The sequence below is a fragment of the Streptomyces viridochromogenes DSM 40736 genome (genome assembly GCF_000158955.1).
Lineage (GTDB): Bacteria > Actinomycetota > Actinomycetes > Streptomycetales > Streptomycetaceae > Streptomyces > Streptomyces venetus.
In genome coordinates this window covers 7,319,913-7,340,469 of the sequence record NZ_GG657757.1, presented here as the reverse complement: position 1 = coordinate 7,340,469, position 20,557 = coordinate 7,319,913, and the positions used below count along the sequence as shown (strand labels likewise).

At 71.4% G+C, this 20,557-nt stretch carries 24 protein-coding genes and 1 pseudogene; 10 read left to right on the top strand and 15 right to left on the bottom strand.

What is annotated here, in order from left to right:
- Positions 1 to 92 precede the first annotated feature (92 nt).
- From SSQG_RS32160 to SSQG_RS32140, 5 genes are all read left to right on the top strand, one after another.
- Positions 93 to 494: a DUF2795 domain-containing protein gene (locus SSQG_RS32160; protein ID WP_003994133.1), complete on the top strand. Its 402-nt coding sequence runs from the start codon at positions 93 to 95 to the stop codon at positions 492 to 494.
- 80 nt (positions 495 to 574) lie between these two features.
- Positions 575 to 1,009: a CBS domain-containing protein gene (locus SSQG_RS32155; protein WP_003994132.1), complete on the top strand. Its 435-nt coding sequence runs from the start codon at positions 575 to 577 to the stop codon at positions 1,007 to 1,009.
- Positions 1,006 to 1,653, top strand: coding sequence for a hypothetical protein (locus SSQG_RS32150; RefSeq protein WP_039934102.1), 648 nt, complete (start codon positions 1,006 to 1,008; stop codon positions 1,651 to 1,653). Before SSQG_RS32155 ends, SSQG_RS32150 begins: the two co-directional genes overlap by 4 nt.
- Before the next feature lie 5 nt (positions 1,654 to 1,658).
- Positions 1,659 to 2,201 carry a type 1 glutamine amidotransferase domain-containing protein gene (locus SSQG_RS32145; RefSeq protein ID WP_003994130.1) on the top strand — a complete coding sequence of 181 codons (543 nt, stop codon included), beginning with the start codon at positions 1,659 to 1,661 and terminating at the stop codon, positions 2,199 to 2,201.
- Positions 2,201 to 4,303, top strand: coding sequence for a catalase (locus SSQG_RS32140; protein ID WP_039934101.1), 2,103 nt, complete (start codon positions 2,201 to 2,203; stop codon positions 4,301 to 4,303). Before SSQG_RS32145 ends, SSQG_RS32140 begins: the two co-directional genes overlap by 1 nt.
- A gap of 130 nt (positions 4,304 to 4,433) precedes the next feature.
- Here SSQG_RS32140 and SSQG_RS32135 read toward each other — a convergent pair whose 3' ends face one another.
- On the bottom strand, positions 4,434 to 4,721 hold the full coding sequence (locus SSQG_RS32135; protein ID WP_003994128.1) for a DUF6158 family protein: 288 nt from the start codon (positions 4,719 to 4,721) through the stop codon (positions 4,434 to 4,436).
- Positions 4,722 to 4,786: 65 nt separating this feature from the next.
- Here SSQG_RS32135 and SSQG_RS32130 point away from each other — a divergent pair, with 65 nt between their 5' ends.
- A complete protein-coding gene (locus SSQG_RS32130) occupies positions 4,787 to 5,887 on the top strand; it encodes a Vms1/Ankzf1 family peptidyl-tRNA hydrolase (RefSeq protein WP_003994127.1) in 1,101 nt (366 codons plus the stop codon).
- A 123-nt stretch (positions 5,888 to 6,010) separates the two neighbouring features.
- On the opposite strand, the gene SSQG_RS32125 is transcribed toward SSQG_RS32130, so the two are convergent.
- Positions 6,011 to 7,594 carry an ABC-F family ATP-binding cassette domain-containing protein gene (locus SSQG_RS32125; RefSeq protein WP_052310374.1) on the bottom strand — a complete coding sequence of 528 codons (1,584 nt, stop codon included), beginning with the start codon at positions 7,592 to 7,594 and terminating at the stop codon, positions 6,011 to 6,013.
- Positions 7,595 to 7,760: 166 nt separating this feature from the next.
- Here SSQG_RS32125 and SSQG_RS32120 point away from each other — a divergent pair.
- The 3 genes and pseudogenes from SSQG_RS32120 to SSQG_RS32110 all read left to right on the top strand — a co-directional run.
- Positions 7,761 to 8,186: pseudogene (locus SSQG_RS32120) on the top strand (phosphoesterase); the annotation flags it as partial.
- Positions 8,187 to 8,289: 103 nt separating this feature from the next.
- Positions 8,290 to 9,111, top strand: coding sequence for a methyltransferase domain-containing protein (locus SSQG_RS32115; protein ID WP_003994124.1), 822 nt, complete (start codon positions 8,290 to 8,292; stop codon positions 9,109 to 9,111).
- A 42-nt stretch (positions 9,112 to 9,153) separates the two neighbouring features.
- The gene (locus tag SSQG_RS32110) at positions 9,154 to 9,324 is read left to right on the top strand and encodes a hypothetical protein (RefSeq protein ID WP_039934097.1); all 171 of its coding nucleotides are present in this window, start codon (positions 9,154 to 9,156) and stop codon (positions 9,322 to 9,324) included.
- A 45-nt stretch (positions 9,325 to 9,369) separates the two neighbouring features.
- Here SSQG_RS32110 and SSQG_RS32105 read toward each other — a convergent pair whose 3' ends face one another.
- From SSQG_RS32105 to SSQG_RS32045, 13 genes are all read right to left on the bottom strand, one after another.
- A complete protein-coding gene (locus SSQG_RS32105; RefSeq protein ID WP_003994123.1) occupies positions 9,370 to 9,690 on the bottom strand; it encodes a gas vesicle protein K in 321 nt (106 codons plus the stop codon).
- A complete protein-coding gene (locus SSQG_RS32100; RefSeq protein WP_003994122.1) occupies positions 9,687 to 9,875 on the bottom strand; it encodes a gas vesicle protein in 189 nt (62 codons plus the stop codon). The genes SSQG_RS32105 and SSQG_RS32100 overlap by 4 nt, the downstream gene beginning before the upstream one ends.
- A gap of 16 nt (positions 9,876 to 9,891) precedes the next feature.
- Positions 9,892 to 10,647 (bottom strand): GvpL/GvpF family gas vesicle protein, encoded by a 756-nt coding sequence (locus SSQG_RS32095; RefSeq protein ID WP_003994121.1) that lies wholly within the window; start codon positions 10,645 to 10,647, stop codon positions 9,892 to 9,894.
- The gene (locus SSQG_RS32090) at positions 10,644 to 10,982 is read right to left on the bottom strand and encodes a gas vesicle protein (RefSeq protein WP_003994120.1); all 339 of its coding nucleotides are present in this window, start codon (positions 10,980 to 10,982) and stop codon (positions 10,644 to 10,646) included. Before SSQG_RS32090 ends, SSQG_RS32095 begins: the two co-directional genes overlap by 4 nt.
- Entirely contained in the window at positions 10,979 to 12,079 is a 1,101-nt protein-coding gene (locus SSQG_RS32085; RefSeq protein ID WP_003994119.1) for an SRPBCC family protein, read from the bottom strand. The genes SSQG_RS32090 and SSQG_RS32085 overlap by 4 nt, the downstream gene beginning before the upstream one ends.
- Positions 12,076 to 12,714 carry a hypothetical protein gene (locus tag SSQG_RS42250; RefSeq protein WP_003994118.1) on the bottom strand — a complete coding sequence of 213 codons (639 nt, stop codon included), beginning with the start codon at positions 12,712 to 12,714 and terminating at the stop codon, positions 12,076 to 12,078. The genes SSQG_RS32085 and SSQG_RS42250 overlap by 4 nt, the downstream gene beginning before the upstream one ends.
- Complete coding sequence (locus SSQG_RS32075) at positions 12,711 to 12,977, bottom strand: gas vesicle protein GvpG (protein WP_003994117.1); 267 nt, start codon at positions 12,975 to 12,977, stop codon at positions 12,711 to 12,713. Before SSQG_RS32075 ends, SSQG_RS42250 begins: the two co-directional genes overlap by 4 nt.
- Positions 12,978 to 12,981: 4 nt before the next feature.
- Positions 12,982 to 13,755: a GvpL/GvpF family gas vesicle protein gene (locus SSQG_RS32070; protein WP_003994116.1), complete on the bottom strand. Its 774-nt coding sequence runs from the start codon at positions 13,753 to 13,755 to the stop codon at positions 12,982 to 12,984.
- The gene (locus SSQG_RS32065; RefSeq protein ID WP_003994115.1) at positions 13,752 to 14,186 is read right to left on the bottom strand and encodes a gas vesicle structural protein GvpA; all 435 of its coding nucleotides are present in this window, start codon (positions 14,184 to 14,186) and stop codon (positions 13,752 to 13,754) included. The genes SSQG_RS32070 and SSQG_RS32065 overlap by 4 nt, the downstream gene beginning before the upstream one ends.
- A gap of 46 nt (positions 14,187 to 14,232) precedes the next feature.
- Positions 14,233 to 14,604 (bottom strand): gas vesicle protein, encoded by a 372-nt coding sequence (locus SSQG_RS32060; protein WP_078507067.1) that lies wholly within the window; start codon positions 14,602 to 14,604, stop codon positions 14,233 to 14,235.
- A gap of 93 nt (positions 14,605 to 14,697) precedes the next feature.
- On the bottom strand, positions 14,698 to 15,627 hold the full coding sequence (ligD, locus tag SSQG_RS32055; RefSeq protein ID WP_003994113.1) for a non-homologous end-joining DNA ligase: 930 nt from the start codon (positions 15,625 to 15,627) through the stop codon (positions 14,698 to 14,700).
- Positions 15,624 to 17,471 (bottom strand): transketolase, encoded by a 1,848-nt coding sequence (locus SSQG_RS32050; protein WP_003994112.1) that lies wholly within the window; start codon positions 17,469 to 17,471, stop codon positions 15,624 to 15,626. The genes ligD and SSQG_RS32050 overlap by 4 nt, the downstream gene beginning before the upstream one ends.
- Entirely contained in the window at positions 17,468 to 19,408 is a 1,941-nt protein-coding gene (locus SSQG_RS32045; protein ID WP_003994111.1) for an NAD(P)/FAD-dependent oxidoreductase, read from the bottom strand. Before SSQG_RS32045 ends, SSQG_RS32050 begins: the two co-directional genes overlap by 4 nt.
- Positions 19,409 to 19,579: 171 nt before the next feature.
- On the opposite strand from SSQG_RS32045, the gene SSQG_RS32040 reads away from it, so the two are divergent.
- The gene (locus SSQG_RS32040) at positions 19,580 to 20,542 is read left to right on the top strand and encodes an LLM class F420-dependent oxidoreductase (protein WP_003994110.1); all 963 of its coding nucleotides are present in this window, start codon (positions 19,580 to 19,582) and stop codon (positions 20,540 to 20,542) included.
- The last annotated feature ends 15 nt before the right edge of the window (positions 20,543 to 20,557 follow it).

Here is a 20,557-nt window from a genome sequence, read left to right as displayed (position 1 = left end):
CAATGCGACGGCGGTGATCCGGTGCGCCGCGCCTGTGTCGGCCCGTGGTGTTCGGGTACGCGGTGCGGGCCCCCGAACGTCTGGAGGGAGACATGCAGCGAGGCAGCGACCGGCTGAGCGTCCACCGTGACGACGAGATGAAACACGAACTGCAGGGTCTGCTCAGGTCCGGGCACCCCACGCGCAGTGAGGAGTGGCACGACCCCGAGCCGGCCGCCGATGACGACCCCGAGGTCGCGTACGGGCCGGTGGCGCCGGGCCGTGCGTCGACGTCCCTGGAGTCGGTGCGGCTGGAGCTGGCCCGGATCCTGGGCCGCAGGGCGTTCCCCGCGAACGCCCGTGAGCTGACCCGCGAGCTGCGCGGGCACCAGGCACCCGACGTCCTCGTCGAGGCCGTGGAGCGGCTGCCGCACCAGGAGCGCTACGGCAATGTGCAGGAGCTGGCCGAGGCCCTGATCCGGGCCAGGGAGACCGGACCGGAGGAGTACGCGTAGGGACGGCGCCGGGGCGCACCGGGTCCGGCGTCGTGCCGGCCCCGGTGCCCCCGCCCGCCAGGGAACGGAGGGAGGGCACAGTGAAGGCCGAGTTGGTGAAGGACGTGATGACGCCGGGTGTGGTCGCCGTGCGCCCGGACGCCTCGCTCGTCGAGGCGGCCCTGTTGATGCGCACGCAGAACATCGGCGACGTGGTGGTCGCCGAGGGGCAGGACGTGATCGGTGTGCTCACCGACCGTGACATCACGGTGCGGGCCGTGGCCGACGGCGCCGATCCGATGACGGTGAGCGTGCAGACCGTGTGCACGCCGGATCCGGTGACGGTGACGCCGGAGGACCGGGTGACGACCGCCGTCACGCTGATGCGTGAGCACGCGGTACGCCGGCTGCCGGTGGTGGAGAACGGGCTGCCCGTCGGGATCGTGAGCCTCGGCGATGTGGCCGAGGCCGAGGATCCCGCGTCGGCGCTCGCCGACATCAGCCGCGCCGATCCGGATGCCCGGGGTGGTGCATGAGCACGGACCAGGCGAAGCGGATCAGTGCCACCGGCGTCACAGTGGACGTAGGTGACGCCACGACCCGCTATCTGCTGTACGGGCTGCTGCCCAGCTGGTTCGTCCCCGGTGTGGCCGACTGGGTGATGCACCGGCGGACCCGTATCGAGGAGACGGCGGGCACCAAGGAGTCGCTGATCCACTCGCTGATGATGGCCGAGGTCGGCATCCCGATCGCCCTGACGCTGCGCTACGAGGTGAACCCGCTGCTGCTGACCGTGCAGTTGGGCGGGGCCGCGGTGCACGAGGCGACGGCGCTGTGGGACGTGCGCACGGCCGTGCGGAGCGAGCGGGAGGTCAAGCCGATCGAGCAGCACATCCACAGTTTTCTGGAGTCGCTGCCGTTCGGGGCGCTGGCCGCCCTGATGTGTCTGCACGCCGACCAGGTGAAGTCGCTGCTGCGCGGCGGCGCGGGTGATCCGGACGCGTGGCGTCTGGTGCCGCGCCGGAGGCCGCTGTCGCCCGGCTACCTGGCGGGCATCGCCGCCGCCATCGGCACCTGCGTGCTGCTTCCGTACGGCGAGGAGTTGCTGCGGTGCGTGCGTGCCGGCCGCAAGAACAGCAAGAGCAGCAAGAGCAGCAAGAGCAGCAAGAAAGGACGTTGAGCATCATGCGTATCGCGTTTCTGGTCGCGCCCGAGGGCGTCGAGCAGGTCGAGCTGACCGATCCGTGGCAGGCGGCGAAGGACGCCGGCCACGAGCCCGTGCTGGTGTCGACGCAGCAGGGCGAGATCCAGGCCTTCAACCACCTCGACAAGGCGGACACCTTCCCCGTCGACGAGGTCGTGGGCAAGACCACGCCGGATTCGTTCGGGGCCCTGGTGCTGCCGGGCGGTGTGGCCAACCCGGACTTCCTGCGGATGGACGACAAGGCCGTCGCGTTCGTCCGGGACTTCTTCGAGCAGGGCCGCCCGGTGGCCGCGATCTGCCACGCGCCGTGGACGCTGGTCGAGGCCGACGTCGTACGCGGCCGGGAGCTGACCTCCTGGCCGAGCTTGCAGACCGACATCCGCAACGCGGGCGGCACCTGGGTCGACAAGCAGGTCAAGGTCTGTGACCACGGGGCCGGCAAGCTGGTGACCAGCCGCAAGCCCGACGACCTGAAGGCGTTCTGCGAGACCTTCCTCGACGTCTTCGCCGAGGAGGCCGCCTGATGGCGTTGCCCGCCGACCGCAAGCAGGAGCAGCGCGAGGCGTCCCGGGCGGATGACCCGGCCGGCGGGCCGCTCACCACCGACCAGGGGGTCGAGGTCGATCACACCGACGACTCCCTGGCCGCCGGGGAGCGCGGCCCGACGCTGATGGAGGACTTCCACTTCCGGGAGAAACTCACCCGTTTCGACCACGAGCGGATCCCGGAGCGGGTGGTGCACGCGCGGGGCGCGGGCGCGTACGGCTGGTTCGAACCGTACGAGTCCTGCGCGGAGTTCACCCGCGCGGCGTTCCTCCAGGACCCGTCGGTGCGCACGCCGGTGTTCGTGCGGTTCTCGACCGTGCAGGGCCCGAAGGGCTCGGCGGACACCGTGCGGGACGTGCGCGGCTTCGCGACCAAGTTCTATACGTCGGAGGGCAATTACGACCTGGTCGGGAACAACTTCCCGGTCTTCTTCATCCAGGACGGCATCAAGTTCCCTGACTTCGTGCACGCGGTGAAGCCGGAGCCGCACAACGACATCCCGACGGGCGCGTCCGCGCACGACTCCCTGTGGGACTTCGTCTCGCTCCAGCCCGAGACGCTGCACGCGATCACCTGGCTGATGTCGGACCGGGCGATCCCGCGCAGCTACCGCATGATGCAGGGCTTCGGCGTGCACACGTTCCGGTTCGTGAACGCCGAGGGGCGCGGCACGTTCGTGAAGTTCCACTGGAAGCCGAAGCTGGGCGTGCACTCGCTGGTGTGGGACGAGGCCCAGGAGTGCCAGGGCCGGGACCCGGACTTCAACCGGCGTGACCTGTGGGACGCGATCGCGGCGGGTGAGTATCCCGAGTGGGAGCTGGGCGTACAACTCGTGCCGGAGGAGGACGAGTTCGCGTTCGACTTCGATCTGCTCGACGCGACGAAGATCATCCCGGAGGAGCAGGTGCCGGTACGGCCGATCGGCCGGATGGTGCTGGACCGCAACCCGGAGAACTTCTTCGCGGAGACCGAGCAGGTCGCGTTCCACACGGCGAACGTCGTGCCCGGTATCGACTTCACCAACGACCCGCTGCTCCAGGCACGGAACTTCTCCTACCTGGACACCCAGCTGATCCGGCTCGGCGGGCCCAACTTCTCGCAGCTGCCGGTGAACCGGCCGGTCGCGCCGGTGCGCAACAACCAGCGCGACGGCTATCACCAGAGCGCCATCCACTCCGGCACGAACTACTTCCCGAACTCGCTCGGCGGTGGCTGCCCGGCCCACGCGGGCGCCGGCTCGGGCGCCTACACGCATTACGCCGAACGGGTGGACGGCCACAAGATCCGGCGCCGCAGCCCCAGCTTCCAGGACCACTACAGCCAGACGGCGCTGTTCTGGAACAGCATGGCGGACTGGGAGAAGCAGCACATCGTGGAGGCGTTCCGGTTCGAGCTCGGCAAGGTCGGCGCGAGGACCGTGCGGACGCGTACGGTCGAGCACCTGGCCAAGGTCGACGGGGACCTGGCCGCGCAGGTGGCCCGGGGCATCGGGGTGCCGGAGCCGCAGGCCGCCGAGGCCGCGTCCAAGCAGTCCTCCCCCGCCCTCAGCCTGGAGTCACTGCGCGGCGACGGTTCGATCCGGACCCGGCAGATCGCGGTGCTCGTCACGGACGGCGTGGACGCGGAGCAGATCACGTCCGTGCGGGAGCGGCTGGCCGCCGAGGGGGCGGTCGTCGAGGCGCTGGCCGCCACGGACGGGACGATCACCGGGGCCGACGGTGAGACGTACGCGGTCGACCGTGCGCTGCCGACCGTGGCGTCCGTGCTGTACGACGCGGTGCTGCTGCCCGGCGGGCCCGTCGGTACCCCGCCGACCGTGGCCGACCCGGACGCGGTGCGGTTCGTGCGGGACGCCTACCGGCACGGCAAGCCGGTCGGCGCGCTGGGCTCGGGGGTGGGCATCCTGTCGGCTCTGGAGCCGGAGGGCCTGCGGCTGTCGACGGAGTTCCACCGCGTGGTCACCGACCAGGGCGTGGTCACGGACACCTCGCCGGGTCCGGCGAGCGAGGAGTTCCTGGACGCGTTCGTGGGCGCCGTCGCGGCGCATCGGCACTGGGGACGAGGGCCGGTGCGGCACTGAGCGGGGGCCGGGCCGGGCTCGTTCCGGTCCGGTCCGGTCCAGTCCGGTCCGGTCCGGTCCGTTCCGGTTCGCCGTGACCGGTCCGCCGTGACCCGGTTCGCCGTGATCCGGTTTCCTTCCTCCGAGGGGCTCAGGTGCTGGGGGCGGTGGGAGTCGCCGACTCCCCGCTCCCCCGCTCCCGGGCCCCTTCGCGTGTGCGGCCCGCGGCTACCGGGCGGCTCGGGTTGCGGCGCAGGTACTCGCCCTCGAGCTGGGCCATGCGCTCGTTGTGGGCGCGCAGCGCGTCGTTCGAACCGTAGAGCAGCGTGTCGTGGCGCGTGCGGTGGATGTTCTCGAGCTCTTTCATGAGCTGCTGGTCGTCCAGCCGGTCAGGGTCCACTCCGGTCATGGTGTCGCCCCGCTCCTCGTGTTCGTTCATGCGGTCCGGGTACCCGCCCGGGGAGCAACTGAGCACTACCCCCGAGCGGCATCCGGGAGGGAGCCATGGATCTCGCTTTTCTGCACCCACTCTACGAACACTCCGGCCCCTGGGCCTCCGTGTACGTCGACACCTCCCGGCATACGGAGGACACCCCCCACGAGCGGCGCCTGACGGCGCAGGCGATGGCCAGGGAGCTGGCCGCGCAGGGCGCGGACGAGGCGACCTGCCGGGCCGTGCAGAGCGCGATCGAAGACCTGGCACACTCATCCGAACCACACGGCCGGGCCCTGTTCGCCCGTGCCGGCGAGGTGGTTCTCGACCCCTCGCTGACCCGTCCCCCGCAGGGCGGCGACTGGGCCGAATGGGCGCCGCTGCCGCGGGTCACGCCGCTGCTGGAGCTGGCGGGCGAGGACCCGGTGTGCGTGGTGGCGTACGTCGACCGCAAGGGCGCGGACTTCGAGCTGCGCAGCGCGCTGGGCCGGGAGGACTCCGGGAGCGTCACCGGCCGGCAGTGGCCGGTGCACCGGACGAGCTCCGCGGACTGGTCCGAGCGGCACTTCCAGCTTCGGGTGGAGAACACCTGGGAGCACAACGCCGCGGAGATCGCCGACGCGCTCGCCGTGTGCCAGGAGGAGACACGGGCCGACCTGCTGATTCTCGTCGGTGACGAACGTGAGCGGCGGTCCGTGCACGAGCGGCTGCCCAAGCGACTGCACGACCTCGTCGTCGAGGCGCCGCACGGCAGCGGCAGCCGGCTCCTCGACGAGGACGTGGAGCGGGCCCGTGCCGAGCACGTGGGGCGCCGGGCCGAGGCGGAGCTGGACCGGTTCAGGGCCGCACGGCACTCCGACGAGGAGGGCCGGGCCGGCGCCGTGGAGGGCGTGCCCGCGCTGATCGAGGCGGCTCGTGAGCACCGCATCGACGAGCTGCTGATCAGGCTGGACGGGCCGGACGCGCACCGCGAGGTGTGGATCGGTGAGGATCCGGACCAGGTCGCGGTGCGGCGTACGGATCTGAAGGTGCTGGGCGAGCAGAACTCGTGGTCGGCCCGGGCGGATGATGCGTTGATCCGGTCGGCGGTGGCTACTGACGCGCCTGCGCTGGCGGTTTCCCAGGAGGAGGTGCCTGTGGGGGGTCTCGGGGCGTTGCTTCGTTGGAAGTGAGCGGGGAATGTTGTGCGCCCAGCCGCCGTAAGGGTGCTTCACACATCGCGTGTGCGGGTGCCTTTTGGCTGGTCGCACAGTTCCCCGCGCCCCTGGGGGCCGCGCCCCCAGGGGCGCGGCCCCCTAGCGGGCTCGTTCCACGCGGCGTTCGTCCCAGACCGGGGTCGGGGTCTCGCGGACTCGGCCGTCGCTGCCGAAGACCAGGTAGCGGTCGAAGGAGCGGGCGAACCAGCGGTCGTGGGTGACCGCGAGGACCGTGCCCTCGAAGGCCTCCAGGCCTTCCTGGAGCGCCTCGGCAGACTCCAGGTCCAGGTTGTCGGTCGGCTCGTCGAGCAGCAGGGCCGTCGCGCCCTCCAGCTCCAGGAGGAGGATCTGGAACCGGGCCTGCTGGCCACCGGACAGGCGTTCGAAAGTCTGCTCGGCCTGGTTCGTCAGCTCGTAGCGGCGCAGCCGGGACATGGCGGCGCCCCGGTCCTGGGCGTGCTCCTTCCACAGGATGTCGAGGAGGGTGCGGCCCCGCAGCTCCGGGTGCGCGTGGGTCTGCGCGAAGTGGCCGGGGACGACCCGGGCGCCCAGCTTCCAGCCGCCCGTGTGCGCCACGTCGTCGCCGGCGAGCAGGCGCAGGAAGTGGGACTTGCCGGAGCCGTTGGAGCCGAGGACGGCGACACGTTCGCCGTAGAAGACCTCCAGGTCGAAGGGCTTCATCAGGCCGGTCAGCTCCAGGCCCTCGCAGGTGATGGCCCGGATGCCGGTGCGGCCGCCCTTGAGCCGCATCCTGATGTCCTGCTCACGGGGCGGCTCCGGGGGCGGGCCGGCCTCCTCGAACTTGCGGAGCCTGGTCTGGGCGGCGCGGTAACGGGAGGCCATGTCGTGGCTGTTCTCGGCCGCTTGACGGAGCGTCAGCACCAGCTTCTTCAACTGTGCGTGCTTCTCGTCCCAGCGCTTGCGCAGCTCCTCGAAGCGGGCGAACCGCTGCCGGCGCGCCTCGTGGTACGTCGCGAATCCGCCACCGTGCACCCAGGCGTCCGCGCCTGCCGGTGAGGGTTCCACGGAGACGATCTTCTCGGCGGCGCGCGCGAGGAGCTCGCGGTCGTGGGACACGAAGAGGACCGTCTTGCGGGTCTCCTTCAGCCGCTCCTCCAGCCAGCGCTTGCCGGGCACGTCCAGGTAGTTGTCGGGCTCGTCGAGCAGCAGCACCTCGTCGGTGCCGCGCAGCAGTGCCTCCAGGACGAGGCGCTTCTGCTCACCGCCGGAGAGGGTGCGGACGAGCCGCCACTGCGCCTTGTCGTACGGGACGCCCAGGGCCGCCGTGGTGCACATGTCCCACAGGGTCTCCGCCTCGTAGCCGCGGGCCTCCGCCCAGTCGGCGAGGGCCTGGGCGTACCTCAGCTGGGCGGCCTCGTCGTCGACGGTCATGATGGCGTGCTCGGCGGCGTCGACGGCCCGGGCAGCCTCGCGGATGCGGGGCGTGGCGACGGACACGAGCAGGTCCCGCACGGTCGTCTCGTCGCGTACGGATCCGACGAACTGGCGCATCACGCCGAGGCCGCCGCCCACGGTCACGGTGCCGCCGTGCGGCTTGAGCTCACCGGCGATCATGCGCAGGAGGGTGGTCTTCCCCGCCCCGTTGGGTCCCACGAGGGCCACCACGGCCCCCTCCCCCACCCGGAAGGACACATCGCCCAGCAGGGCCCTTCCGTCGGGCAGGTAGTACTCAAGATGTGCTTTTTTCGAGTTTTACGCATGGGGCCCGATTCTGTGGGGAGCGAGGGAGCGGCGGCAAACGCATTATGTCCCCGTGGGGCCGCGGGACGCCCCCGTGGGGCCGCGGGTCAGGAACCGAGTGCGGCGCCCTGGTCACGCAATCCGCGCCATCGGCGGCTGGCCCGCCGGGGTGCTCGCGGCCGTGCGCGTGCTGCGGGCCGACCGGCACCCGCTGGAGGCCGAGTTCCAGGGCCGTACCCGCCCCCTGTGGCTGCTGTTCGCCGGGAACGGCACCTACCACCGCATGGGGCTGGCACCCGGCCGCCGGACGGACCTGGCGGACGGGCAGCTCGACGTGCGGGTCGCGCACGGCGGGCGCCGGCCGGCCGTGCGGCTCCTTGCCGCCGCCCTCGCCGGACCCCTGACCCGCTCCCCCGTCCATGCCGCCGTCCACGTGGGACGACTGCACCTGGACCACGTGGCGCCCGGCACGCTCCTCGCCTACGACGGTGAGGTCACCGAGGTGGCGGGCCGGGTGACGCTGGAGAAGCTGCCGGAGGCACTGACCGTCTACCGGCCGATGCCCCGCCGCTGACTGACGCACTGTCAGTCCATATCGCGGGATACGGGTCTCATTATTCGGCCTGACTGCGTACCGTGATCCCATGCCGACCCGAACGGAAGGGGTGGGATCCGCCATGCCGGAACCACGGGAGACCGCCGTCTACACGCACGGGCACCACGAGTCGGTGCTGCGCTCGCACACCTGGCGGACCGCCGCCAACTCGGCCGCGTACCTCCTGCCTTCCCTCAAGCCGCACATGAGGATCCTGGACGTCGGATGCGGGCCGGCCACCATCACCGCCGACCTGGCTCGGCTCGTGCCCGACGGGCACGTCACCGGCGTCGACCGGGCGCCCGAGATCCTGGAGCAGGCGCGCGCCACGGCGGCCGGGCAGGGGCTCGGCAACGTGGACTTCGCGGTCGCCGACGTGCACGCCCTGGACTACCCGGACGACACGTTCTGTGTTGTGCACGCCCATCAGGTGCTCCAGCACGTGGGCGACCCCGTGCAGGCGCTGCGCGAGATGAAGCGCGTGGTCCGGCCGGGGGGTCTCGTCGCCGTGCGGGACGCCGACTACGAGGCCATGACCTGGTTCCCGGAGTCCGAGGGGCTCGACGACTGGCTGGACCTCTACCGCCGGGTCGCCCGTGCCAACGGCGGTGAGCCGGACGCCGGGCGGCGACTGAAGGCGTGGGCGCTGCGCGCGGGATTCACGGACGTCACGGCGAGCTCGGCGACGTGGACGTTCGCCACGCCGGACGAGCGCGCCTGGTGGAGCGGACTCTGGGCCGACCGGACGACGGCGTCGGCCTACGCGGAGCGGGCCCGGCTGGGCGGGCACGCGACCGAGGAGCGGCTCCGGGCCGTGGCCGACGCCTGGCGGGAATGGGGGCGACGGGAGGACGGCTGGTTCAGCGTGCTGCACGGAGAAATTCTCTGCAGAAAAGAAGCCTGATCCCCGTTTTACGGGAAACCAGTAGAGCAGGAGGTTCGAATTATGGTTCCCATTCTGCTGGTGCTGCTTCTGGCTTTGATTCTGTTCGGCGCCGGATTCGCGGTAAAGGTGCTCTGGTGGATCGCGTTGGCGGTTATCGTGCTGTGGCTGCTGGGATTCGTCGTGCGGGGCACGTCGGCGTCCGGGGGCAGGGGCCGCTGGTACAGGTGGTGAGTGAGCCCCGTGGTACAGGTGGTGAGTGAGCCCCGGGGACGGGGGTCAGCCCCCGTCCCTGGGGAGCAGCGGTCCGAGCGGCCCGAGGTCCAGATTGAGGTCCTCGGGCCGCAGGTCGTAGCGCTCGCGCAGTTCCGTCATCCGCTCCTCGAGCAGCATCAGCGTGAGCCCGATCCGCTCCTCCTGCTCCTCGCTCAGGTCCCCCACGTCGAACCGGCGCAGCGCCTGGCGCTCCATGAGCTGGCGCAGCAGCTCCACCACCGTCAGCACGAGTTTGAGCAGGTCACGCTCGACGGTGTCGGGCTCCAGGTTCAGCCTGTTCCGATGCTGCCCGGGGCGCTTGTCGGGGCTGTCGGACGACGTCACAGCAACTCCTCGAACGGGGAGGGCACCTGGGCGTTCACCGAGCTGATGAGCGCGTTGAGGTCGATACGGACGAGATCGACGTCGGCGATGCGCAGGGTGATGTCCCCCGTGATCACGACACCGCCGGCGAGCAGCCGGTCGAGCAGGTCCACGAGCGCGACCTCACGGCGTTCCACTACTGTCACGGCTTCTCCCCGCCGGTCATGTGGCCTCCCCGGCGAACGAATAGGCCGCCCAGGGGCCGGTGAGTTCTATGCGCATTCCCGGCAGTTCACCCTTGGTACGGTCCACCAGTTCCACGAATTCCTCGGAATGCGCCCGCGGCACGAGATATGCCGCGTTCAATACGTTCCGCCCGGTGGCCTTGGAAAGGGCGGGATTCTGCGGCGGGTGCAGCCGTGCATCCTCCGCGAATGCGGAAAGCTGCTCGTGCAGGTGGGTCGAGAAACTCTCGGCCTTTTGCCACATTTCCTCGTGCGACCGGGTCTGAGCACGCCGCTGGCGAAGGTAGTCCCGGCCCGAGGCCGCCTTCTGCGCCGGCTGGGCGGCCTTCTTCGGCTCGGACTCGGCGTACACCTTGACACCCCACTCGACCCGGCCCTCCAGCCGGTCGAGGGTGCGCCGGAAGTCCTCCTCGCGGGCCTCCAGCATCGTCCGTACGCCGCTGTCGTCCCGGAAGACGGTGCCCAGCCGGAGCGGCAGCGGCGTCGTGACGGTCGTCAGCGCGTCGATCACGCCCTGGTGGGCGCGGGCGGTCTCGGTGAGCCAGTCCAGATCCTCCAGATGCCGGTGGAGCGGTTCCTCCGCGAAGTCCCGCTCCGGCACGTGGCTCACCACGGCGACGAGGCCGTGGTGGGTCAGCCCTCTGGGCGGATCACCCGCCACCCCCTTCAGCTGGGACTGGAGCGGTGTGCCGAAGGGGCGGCAGACGGCGTAGACGTACCGCAGACCGGTCACGGTGCCTCCTTCTTCTCCGCGCGGCCGGTCTCCAGTTCCTCCAGCCGGGCCAGCCTCTCGCGCAACTCGGCGTTCTCACGGGTCAGTTCATCACGCCGGGCCCGCGAGGACAGCGCCGGGTCGCTTTCCCACCAGTCGATTCCCATCTCCTTCGCCTTGTCCACGGAGGCGACGACCAAACGCAGCTTGATGGTGAGGAGTTCGATGTCCAGCAGGTTGATCTTGATGTCGCCCGCGATGACGATGCCCTTGTCCAGGACCCGTTCCAGGATGTCCGCCAGGTTGGCGCTGCTCCCCTGGCCGTAGGGCTCGGGCATCCTGCTGGGCGTCGTCATCGCCGGCTCCCTGCCTCCACGTCCTCGTCTTCGTACTCGTCCTCCTCGTACTCCTCCTCCGGCTCACCCTCGGGCTCCTCCTCGCCTTCGGCCTCCTCGTCGTACTCGGCCTCGGCGTCGTCCTCGTACTCGCCCTCGGGTTCCTCTTCACCCTCCTCTTCTTCCTCTTCCTCGTACTCGTCCTCGGGCTCCTCCTCGGTGCCCTCCTCCTCGGACTCCTCCTCGGCGAGCGCGTCCTCATGGCTGCGGACGACGTCGCCGTCGCGGATCTCGCCGCGCCAGCCGTCCTCCGCCTCGCCCTTGATCGTGATGAAGCGGACGAAGTTCTTCAGGTCGAGCCGGGTACGCCGGCCCTGGGCGCGCCATATGTTGCCGGTCTTCTCGAAGAAGCCGGAGGGGTAGTACTCGATGACCAGCAGCACACGGGTCAGGTTGTCGGTGAGCCGATGGAAGGAGACGACGCCCTTCGTGGTGCCCTTGGCCCCCTCGGACGTCCAGGCGATGCGGTCGTCGGGGATCTGCTCGGTCGTCTTCGCCTTCCAGCTGCGGTTGGACCACCAGACCTTCGCCTGCCAGTCCGAGTGGGTGTCGTCGTCGCGACTCGCGCTCTTGACACCCTTCGCGAAGGTGCTGAAGTCCTGGTACTGCGTCCACTGGTCGTAGGCGGTGCGCAGCGGCACACCGACGTCGATGTGCTCGATGATGACGGTGGGCTTGTTGCCGGAACGGCCCTTGCCCTTGCCCTTGCCGCCGCCACCCAGGTTCTTCAGTGCACCAGTGACCTTGTCCTTGACGCTTGAGCCGCCGGTCTCCAGCGCGGCGCGCAGCGGTCCCTTGCCCTCGGCGAGCTTGCGGCCGCCGTCGAGGGCGAGTTTGGCGAAGCCGGGGCTGTTGCCCTCGGCGATGTCGTTCAGCTTGCCGGTGGTCTCGCCGAGCTTGCGGCCGACGCCGGTCAGCATGCGGGTGGCCTGGGCGGCGAGGTACTCCTGCAACTCGGCCTTGAGCCGGTCGGCGGCCTCGCTGTGGGCCAGGTCCGTGAGTGGGTTCTTCGTCGCTCCGTCAGCGGCGGACTTCGCAGAGCCGAGAGTGTCGCTCATCCCTCACCGCCTCCCTTCGGCAGTCGGGACCGCGCACTGCCGCCCCGGCCGCCGGCGGTCGCCTTCTTCGCGGCCGTGGTCTTCTTCGCCGGCGCCTTCCGGCCCGCCGTCTTCTTGGCTGGGGCCTTCTTGGCGGGTGCCTTCTTCGCGGGGGCCTTCTTGGCGGTCTTCTTCGCAGGCGCCTTCTTGGCAGGTGCCTTCTTCGCCGCCGGTTCCGGCTCCTCGTCCTCCTCGGGAGCGGAGTCCTCCGGCTCCTCCGGCTCCTCGTCCTCGTCGTACTCGGCCTCTTCGGCGTCCTCGTCGCGTCCGCCGGGCACCGCGCCCGTCAGCTCGTCGCGCATCTGGGCCGTGCGGCCGTGCAGCCGGTCGGCGAGCGAGTCGAGCTGCCGCTCGACCATGGCGCCGGAGGCCGCCTTGCCCACCCCGCGCAGGTCCCCGCGCAGTTGCTCCCCTATCTCCTTGAACTGCGGGTTGTTCCGCAGTTGCTGCTGGAGCAGCTCCGCGACCATGCGCGGACTCAGGTTCAGCTTCTTCCCGGCGACCAAGCCGCCGACGGCGATCGCCATCTTCAGCTTCTTGGTGCGCCCCAGGAGGTAGCCGGCCCCCACCGCGAGGCCCAGTCCCGTTCGGTTCATTGTGCCGTCCCTTGTTGGCCTGTTCCCGCGCTATTGCGCGTAGCGGTCTCCAACCGGTCGAGGAGTTCGTCCTCGAGGCGGTCGAACTCCTCCTCCGTGATCTCCCCGGCCTCCAACTGCTCCTCCAAACGGGACAGTTCGGCCCGGACCGTGGCGGGGTCGTAGTAGATCCGCTCGGCCTCCTGGAGTACCTGTTTGATGGCCCAGGCGCTGCCGCGCACCGGTGCGAGCGGCAGCAGCAGCACCTCGGAGATCAGGCCCATGTCGTCACCCCGCTCCGGTGTCGGTGCCACTCGCCGCTGTGCCCGCCGGCTCGGCCGGCCCGGACTCGACGAAGCTGTACGGCGGCAGCGGGCCGTTGATCCGCACCTCCAGGTGCGGCATGTCCTTGCGGGCCTGCTCCACCGCGGCCAGGAAGTGCTCGGCCGACTCCCGGTCCACCAGGAACGACACGTTGGCCAGCCAGCCGGTGGACTCGGGGCCCACGCTCACGTCCTCGGCGACGGGCTCCAGGACGCTCTGGAGTGCGGCGGCGTCGTCGGCCTCCTTGGCCTTGACCGCGGCCGCCACCAGCTCGCCGAGCCGGATCTTGTCGTCGTAACTGCCGCCGCCGGACTGCCGGTTGGCCTCCGCGAGACCGCGAATGTCCGGGCTCTCGGCCATCACCTGGTGCAGGACGGCCTCTTCCACGTGGTTGGCCTTCACGTTGTACTCGACCCGGCCGTCCAGGGCCCGCAGGCGCTCCTTATAGTGCTCGGCCCGTTCGGCGAGCACGCCGGTGATCGAGTTGTCGTCCGGGGCGACGCTGCCGAACCGCATGGGCAGCACGCAGGCGGCCGCGCCCGCCTCGCTGAGCACGTTCTGGTGGGCGAGCAGGTCCCTGCGCTTGGGCCGCAGCCCTTCGGGCGCGTCGCTGACGACGGCCGCCAGATCGCCCTCCCGCAGGATGCGCACCGGGCGGGGCGGGTCGCCGACGCCGCCCATTCCCTCGGGGAGGGAGGGGTGCGTACTCGCCGCGATGCCGTAGACGTAGGTGCTCACTCCTGCTCCTCCTTCCGGCGGGACGAGGTGCTCTTACGGGCGCGCGGGCGGGACTCGCCCTGGCGCTCGGAGCCTTCCTCACGCGCCTGCTTGAAGGCGTCGGAGATGGTCTCGGCGGCGCCGGACAGCGCCCCCTTGGACTTGCCGCGGGCGCCGGACTCGGTCATCTCGCCGACCAGGTCGGGCAGGCCGGGGTCCTTGCGCGGACCGGCCTCCAGGTCGAGCCGGTTGCACGCCTCGGCGAAGCGCAGGTAGGTGTCGACGCTGGCGACGACAACACGTACGTCGATCTTGAGGATCTCGATGCCGACCAGGGACACCCGGACGAAAGCGTCGATCACGAGCCCCCTGTCCAGAACCAGTTCGAGCACGTCGTAGAGACCGCTGCTGCCGCCTCCGCCGCCGGTCTGCTGTGCCGGTACGACAGTCATGCCGGATACTCCTCCTTCTCTAGGGGTGTGGGTTCGATCGGGCGGCCTAGCGGCCGCCGGGCCTGCGCGCGTCGGACCGGCCACGCTCGTAGCGACGGACGCGCCGGTAGCCGGTGAGCTGCCCCTGGGAGTCGAGCTCCACCTGGTAGCTCGCCATCAGGCTCATCGTGTCGGGCACGCGCTCGAGTTCGAGGACCTCGACCTCCAGCTGCCAGCCCTCCTCCGTCTGCTCGAAGGACGACACGGACTCGGCTTCCATACCGGTGAGCTCCGCGAGCTGCCCGCGAGCCTGGCGCAGCACGTCCATCGGGCTCGGCCGGTCTTCGGCCTTGTGCCGACCGGTCGATGTGCGCGACTTCTGTGAGTCCTGCTCTTCCTGTGAACCTTGTGACTCTTGCGTGTTCTTTGTGTTCGACATGGCCACCTCCCCCTCCGTGTGGCCGCAAGAGTGTTCGCCAAACCTCTACGGGCGCATGCATCTGCCACCCACCGCCCGCCGCCGGAGCGTGGCTCAGCCGCGCAGGGCGTCCAGCCGCCGCCGGGCCGGGCCCAGCGACCGACCGCGGTTCAGCAGGCCCGACCAGGGGTTCGTGCGGGCCTGCTCGACCGCGTCGGCGATGGTCCAGCGGCGGGCGTGCAGTTCGGGATCGTCCAGCTGCTCCCAGCTGACGGGGGTCGCCACGGGCGCGCCCGGCCGGGGCCGGACGGTGAACGGCGCCACGGCCGTCTGCGCGTAGGCGTTGCGCTGCACGTCGAGGTAGAGCCGCTCGCCGCGGTCCTTCTTGCGGGCGGCGGTGGTGAGCCGGTCGGGGTGGGCGTCGGCCAGCGTGTCCGCGACGTCCCTGGCGAAGGCGCGCACCTCGTCGAAGCCGTGCCGGCCGTTCAGCGGCACGATCACGTGCAGCCCGCGCGAGCCGGTGGTCATCAGCGCGGAGGGCAGCTCCAGCTCGTCCAGCAGCTCCCCCACCAGCCGGGCGGCCTCCCGGACCGCCTCGAAGTCGTCCCCCGCCGGGTCGAGGTCGAAGACCAGCCGGTCGGGGTGGTCGGCGCTGTCGGCTCGGGACAGCCAGCGGTGCAGGGTGATGCTCGCCTGGTCGGCCAGGTAGAGGAGGGTCGCGGTGTCGTCGCAGACGGTGTGGCAGACGGTGCCGCCCTCTTTGGACAGCTCGACGCGGTCGATCCACTCCGGGTAGTGGTCCGGGGTGTTCTTCTGCATGAAGCGGGGGCCGTCGAGGCCGTCCGGGTACCGCTCCAGCATCAGCGGACGGCCGCGCAGATGCGGCAGCATGAAGGGCGCGACGGCCCGGTGGTAGTCCACCAGGTCGCCCTTGGTGTACTCCTTGGCGTCCCCGCCGCCGGGGAAGAGCACCTTGTCCGGCCGGTGCACCTCCACGGTGCGGCGGCCGGCCCGCACCCTGCGCGTGCCGTCGCCGCCGCTCACGGCACGACCGCCTCCTCGACCAGCAGCCGCCCGGCCGCCGCGATCGACTCCGCGTCGATGCCCGCGGCGTGCAGCTGCTCGTCCGGGGACGCCGAGCCCGGCATGTTCCGTACGCCGAGCCGCACCAGGCGCGGTACGGGGCGCCCGTCGGTGAAGGCGTCGAGGACCGCGTCGCCGAGGCCGCCCTCCGGGTGGTGGTCCTCCACGGTCACCAGACAGCCGGTCTCCTCGGCGGCCCGGCGCAGCGTGGCGCGGTCGACGGGCTTCACGGAGTACAGGTCGATCACGCGGGCCTGGATGCCCTCGCCGGCCAGGGCGTCGGCGGCGGCCAGGGCCTCGTGCACGGTGACGCCCGCGGCGACGAGGGTCAGCCGGTCCTCGCCGGAGGAGCGCAGCACCTTGCTGCCGCCGACCGGGAACTCCTCGTCCGGGCCGTAGATCACCGGGCTCTCGCCGCGCGAGGTGCGCAGGTAGCGCACGCCCTCCAGGCCGGCCATCGTGCCGACGAGCCGTGCGGTCTGGTTGGCGTCGCAGGGGTACAGCACGGTCGAGCCGTGCACCGCCCGCATCATCGCCAGGTCCTCCAGGCCCATCTGGCTGGGTCCGTCCTGGCCGATGGCGACGCCCGCGTGCGAGCCGACGAGGTTGATGCCGGCGCCGCTGACGGAGGCCATCCGGATGAAGTCGTGGGCCCGGGTCAGGAAGGCCGCGAAGGTGGCCGCGTACGGCACCCAGCCGCGGGACGCGAGCCCGACCGCGGAGGCGACCAGTTGCTGCTCGGCGATGTAGCACTCGAAGTAGCGGTCGGGGTGTTCCTTGGCGAAGAACTCGGCGCGGGTGGAGTCGCCGACCTCGCCGTCCAGGGCGACGATGTCGCCGCGGCCGGTGCCGAGCGCGGCCAGCGCCTCGCCGAAGGCGTTGCGGGTGGCGACCTCCTCGCCCTTGTCCCACTTCGGGAGTTCGAAGTTCCCGGTGTGGACGGAGTGCAGCATGCGGGCGGCGGGCGGTTCCTGCACCTGGAGGCGGATGTCGCGCGGGCCGCCGAGTTCGGCGATCGCCTCGTCCGCCTCGGGCAGCGGCTTGCCGTGCAGGCCCTCGCGGTCCTGGACGCCCTCGACGCCCTTGCCCTTGAGGGTGCGGGCCAGGATCGCGGTGGGCTGGCCCTTGGTGGACGCGGCCTCGCCGTAGGCGCGGTCGATGGCGTCCACGTCGTGGCCGTCGACCTCGATGGTGTGCCAGTCGAAGGCCTTGAAGCGGCGGGCGTAGGCGTCCAGGTCGTGCCCGTGCCGGGTGGGGCCGCGCTGGCCGAGCCGGTTGACGTCGACGATCACGGTGAGGTTGTCCAGGTGCTCGTACCCGGCGTGCTCGGCGGCCTCCCACACGGATCCCTCGGCCAGCTCGCTGTCGCCGCACAGCACCCACACGCGGTAGCCGGTGCGGTCGAGCCGCTTGCCGGCGAGCGCGATGCCGACGCCGACCGGCAGGCCCTGGCCGAGCGAGCCGGTGGCCGTCTCGACCCAGGGCAGGCGCTGCGGTGTGGGGTGCCCTTCGAGTCGGCTGCCCAGCTTGCGGAAGGTGAGCAGTTCCTCGTCGTCGACGGCGCCGGCCGCCTTGTACGCCGAGTACAGCAGCGGGGAGGCGTGTCCCTTGGAGAGGACGAAGCGGTCGTTGCCGGGGTGGGCGGGGCGGTCGAAGTCGTAGTGGAAGTGATGGGCGAGCAGGACGGCCATCAGGTCCGCCGCGGACATCGAGGACGTGGGGTGCCCGGATCCCGCGGCGGCGGCAGCGCGGACACTGTCCACGCGCAGCTGCTGGCCGAGGTCGGTGAGTTCACCGGTGTTCATGAGTCTCCTTTCGCGGAGTCGTCCGGCGGATCGGATCGCTTGACGGGGCCGGGGGCGGTGTCGGAACCCGGGGGTGGCTGGCCGGGCGGCGGTTCGAGGGTGCCGTGCCGGGGCTGGTTCTTGGCGGACTCCCCGCCGGGCTGGTTCTTCGCGGGTTCGCCCCCGGGCTGGTTCCTGGCAGGCTCGCCGCCCGGCTGGTTCCTGGCAGGCTCGCCACCGGGCTGGTTCTTCGCGGGCTCGCCACCGGACTGGTTCACGGCAGGCTCGCCGCCGGAGCCCTTGGCGGGCTCACCACCCGGCCGGCTCCTGGCGGGCCGCCCGCCGCTCTGGTCCCCTGCCGGCTCGCGGCCCCGTTGCCCCTTCGCCGTCTCCGCCTCGGAGCGCTGCTCCACGAAGCGGGAACCGGGACCCTCCCCGGGCGGCGTCGCGCCCGGGCGGCCCTTCGCCGTATCCGCCTCGGTGCGAGGCTGCGCGGGCCCGGGTCCGGGTCGTACCTGCGTCGATCCGGATCCGGGCTGCCCCTTCGCGGGCTCTTCTCCGGTCCCGCCCCTGCCGGGTTCGTCGTGGGTGTCGGACGCGAGCGCCGCCCCCGGCCCGGACCGGGCGCCGGCCTCCTCCTGCCGTCCGGGCCCGCCCGGCACCCTGGCCAGCTCCGGAGACGACGTGTCCAGCGGTACGGACCAGGACCGGACGAGCCCCAACTGCACGGCCTGCCGCGGCAGTACCGCGTCCAGCAGCCAGTCGGCGGCGACCCGGACACGGTTGCCGGGCATGGCGGCGAGGTGGTAGGCACGCGCCACCACCCCGGCCGGCACCCCGGACAGGGACACGCCCAGCGGGTTGGCGGCAGCCTTCGCACCGCCCAGGTCGACGACGAAACCGAGGTCCCGGTGCCGATAGGGCTTGCGCGCGCCGCCGAGGCCCAGCGAGGCGGCGACGTTCTCCGCCGCGACCTTGCCCTGCCGCCAGGCGTGCTGCGCGGTCATCGCCGTGTAACTGCCCGGCTTCTCCAGATCGGGCACCGCCGCCACGTCACCGCAGGCGAACAGCTCGTCCCGGCCCGGCACCCGCAGGTGCGGGTCGACGAGCAGCCGCCCCTTCTCCAGCGGCAGCCCGAGGGACTCGACCAGCGGATCGGGCCGTACCCCCACGCACCACACGAGCGTCCGGGTGTCGACGAACTCGCCGTCCGTCAACATGACCCCGTCGTGCGTGGCCTCCTTCACGGAGGTGCCCATCCGCACGTCCACGCCCCGCTCCCGCAGCACCTGGTCGGCGGTGGCGGACAGCTTCTCGTCCATCTCGGGCAGCACCCGCGGCGCCACGTCCAGCAGCAGCCAGCGCGGCCGCATGCCCCGCCGCAGCGGGTGCTTGCGAACCTGCGCGTCGGTGAACATCTGCCCGTGCGCGGCGACCTCGGTGCCGGTGTATCCGGCGCCGACCACGACGAAGGTGCACCGCGCGGCACACGTCTTGGGGTCGTCCGCCGCAGCCGCGAGCTCCACCTGCCGGGTCACGTGGTCGCGCAGGTAGAGCGCCTCGGGCAGCCCCCGGAAGCCGTGCGCGTGCTCGGCGACGCCGGGGATGGGAAGCAGCTTGTTGACGCTGCCGGCGGCGAGCACCAGCCGGTCGTAGGAGAGTGTGCCGCCCTCGCCCTCGGGGCCGGTGTAGTGCAGGGTGCGCCCGTCGAGGTCGATGCCGTCGGCCTCGCCGAGAACCAGCCGTACGCCGTGCAGCGTGTCGGAGAGGGAGACCGTGACCCGGCGCGGCTCCAGGACACCGGCGGCGACCTGGGGCAGGAGGGGCAGATACAGGAAGTAGTCGGTCGGGTTCAGCAGGGTGATGTGGGCCCGCCCCCGGGTGATCCGGGACAGGGTGCGGGCCGTGCGGTACCCGGCGAAGCCGGCACCGACGATCACGATGCGGGGTCGACTCACGGTTGGCTCGCCTCCGGCGCTGTCGCGTACCTCGGGAGCCTTCCGCGTCCCCCTGGCCAGGGCACCCAAACGTCCGCCGGGGTCCGCCCGCCCGAACGCGGCCGGTTTCCGGCCCGGCGCCCGGGTACCCGGTGCGGGACACGGACCGCACCACGGAGGAGGCACTCCCCCATGCCCGAGTACGGTTACTTCCTCTCGTGCGAGCAGTACGGACCGGCCGAGCTCATCGAGCAGGCGCGGATGGCCGAGCAGGCCGGCTTCCAGGCGCTGTGGATCTCGGACCACTACCACCCGTGGAACGACGAGCAGGGCCAGAGCCCGTTCGTGTGGTCGGTGATCGGCGCGCTGTCCGAAGCGGTGTCCCTGCCGATCGAGACGGCGGTGACCTGCCCGACGGTGCGCATGCACCCGGCGGTGGTGGCACAGGCCGCGGCGACCAGCGCGGTGATGACGAACGACCACTTCCGGCTCGGCGTCGGCTCGGGCGAGGCCCTCAACGAGCACATCCTGGGCGACCACTGGCCGCCGGCCCACGTCCGGCTGGAGATGCTGGAGGAGGCCATCCAGGTGATGCGCCGGCTGTTCAGCGGGGAGGAGGTCAACCACCACGGTCCGCACTACACGGTGGAGAACGCCCGGCTGTACACGGTTCCGGACGAGCCGATCCCGATCGACATCTCCGGCTTCGGCCCGGCGGCGACCCAGCTCGCCTCGCGCGTCGGCGACGGCTACATCTCGGTCACGCCGGACGAGGCGATGGTGGAGCAGTACCGCAAGGGCGGAGGCGGCGGCAAGCTCGTCAGCGGCGGCACCAAGGTCTGCTACGACACCGACAAGGACGAGGCCGTACGGACCGTGCACCGGCTCTGGGCGAACGAGCAGCTGCCCGGCGAGCTGGGCCAGGTGCTGCCCTCCCCGAAACACTTCGAACAGGTGCAGCAGCTGGTCACCGAGGACATGGTGCGCGAGAACCGGGTGTGCGGCGACGAGGTGGACGAGCACGTGGCGGAGCTGAAGCAGTTCGCCGACGCGGGCTTCGACCGGGTCTACGTCAACCAGATCGGGCCCGACCTGCGCGGTTTCTTCGACTTCTACCGCACGAAGGTGCTGCCGCAGCTCCAGCAGGCCGTCTGACGAAGGCAGGGCGCC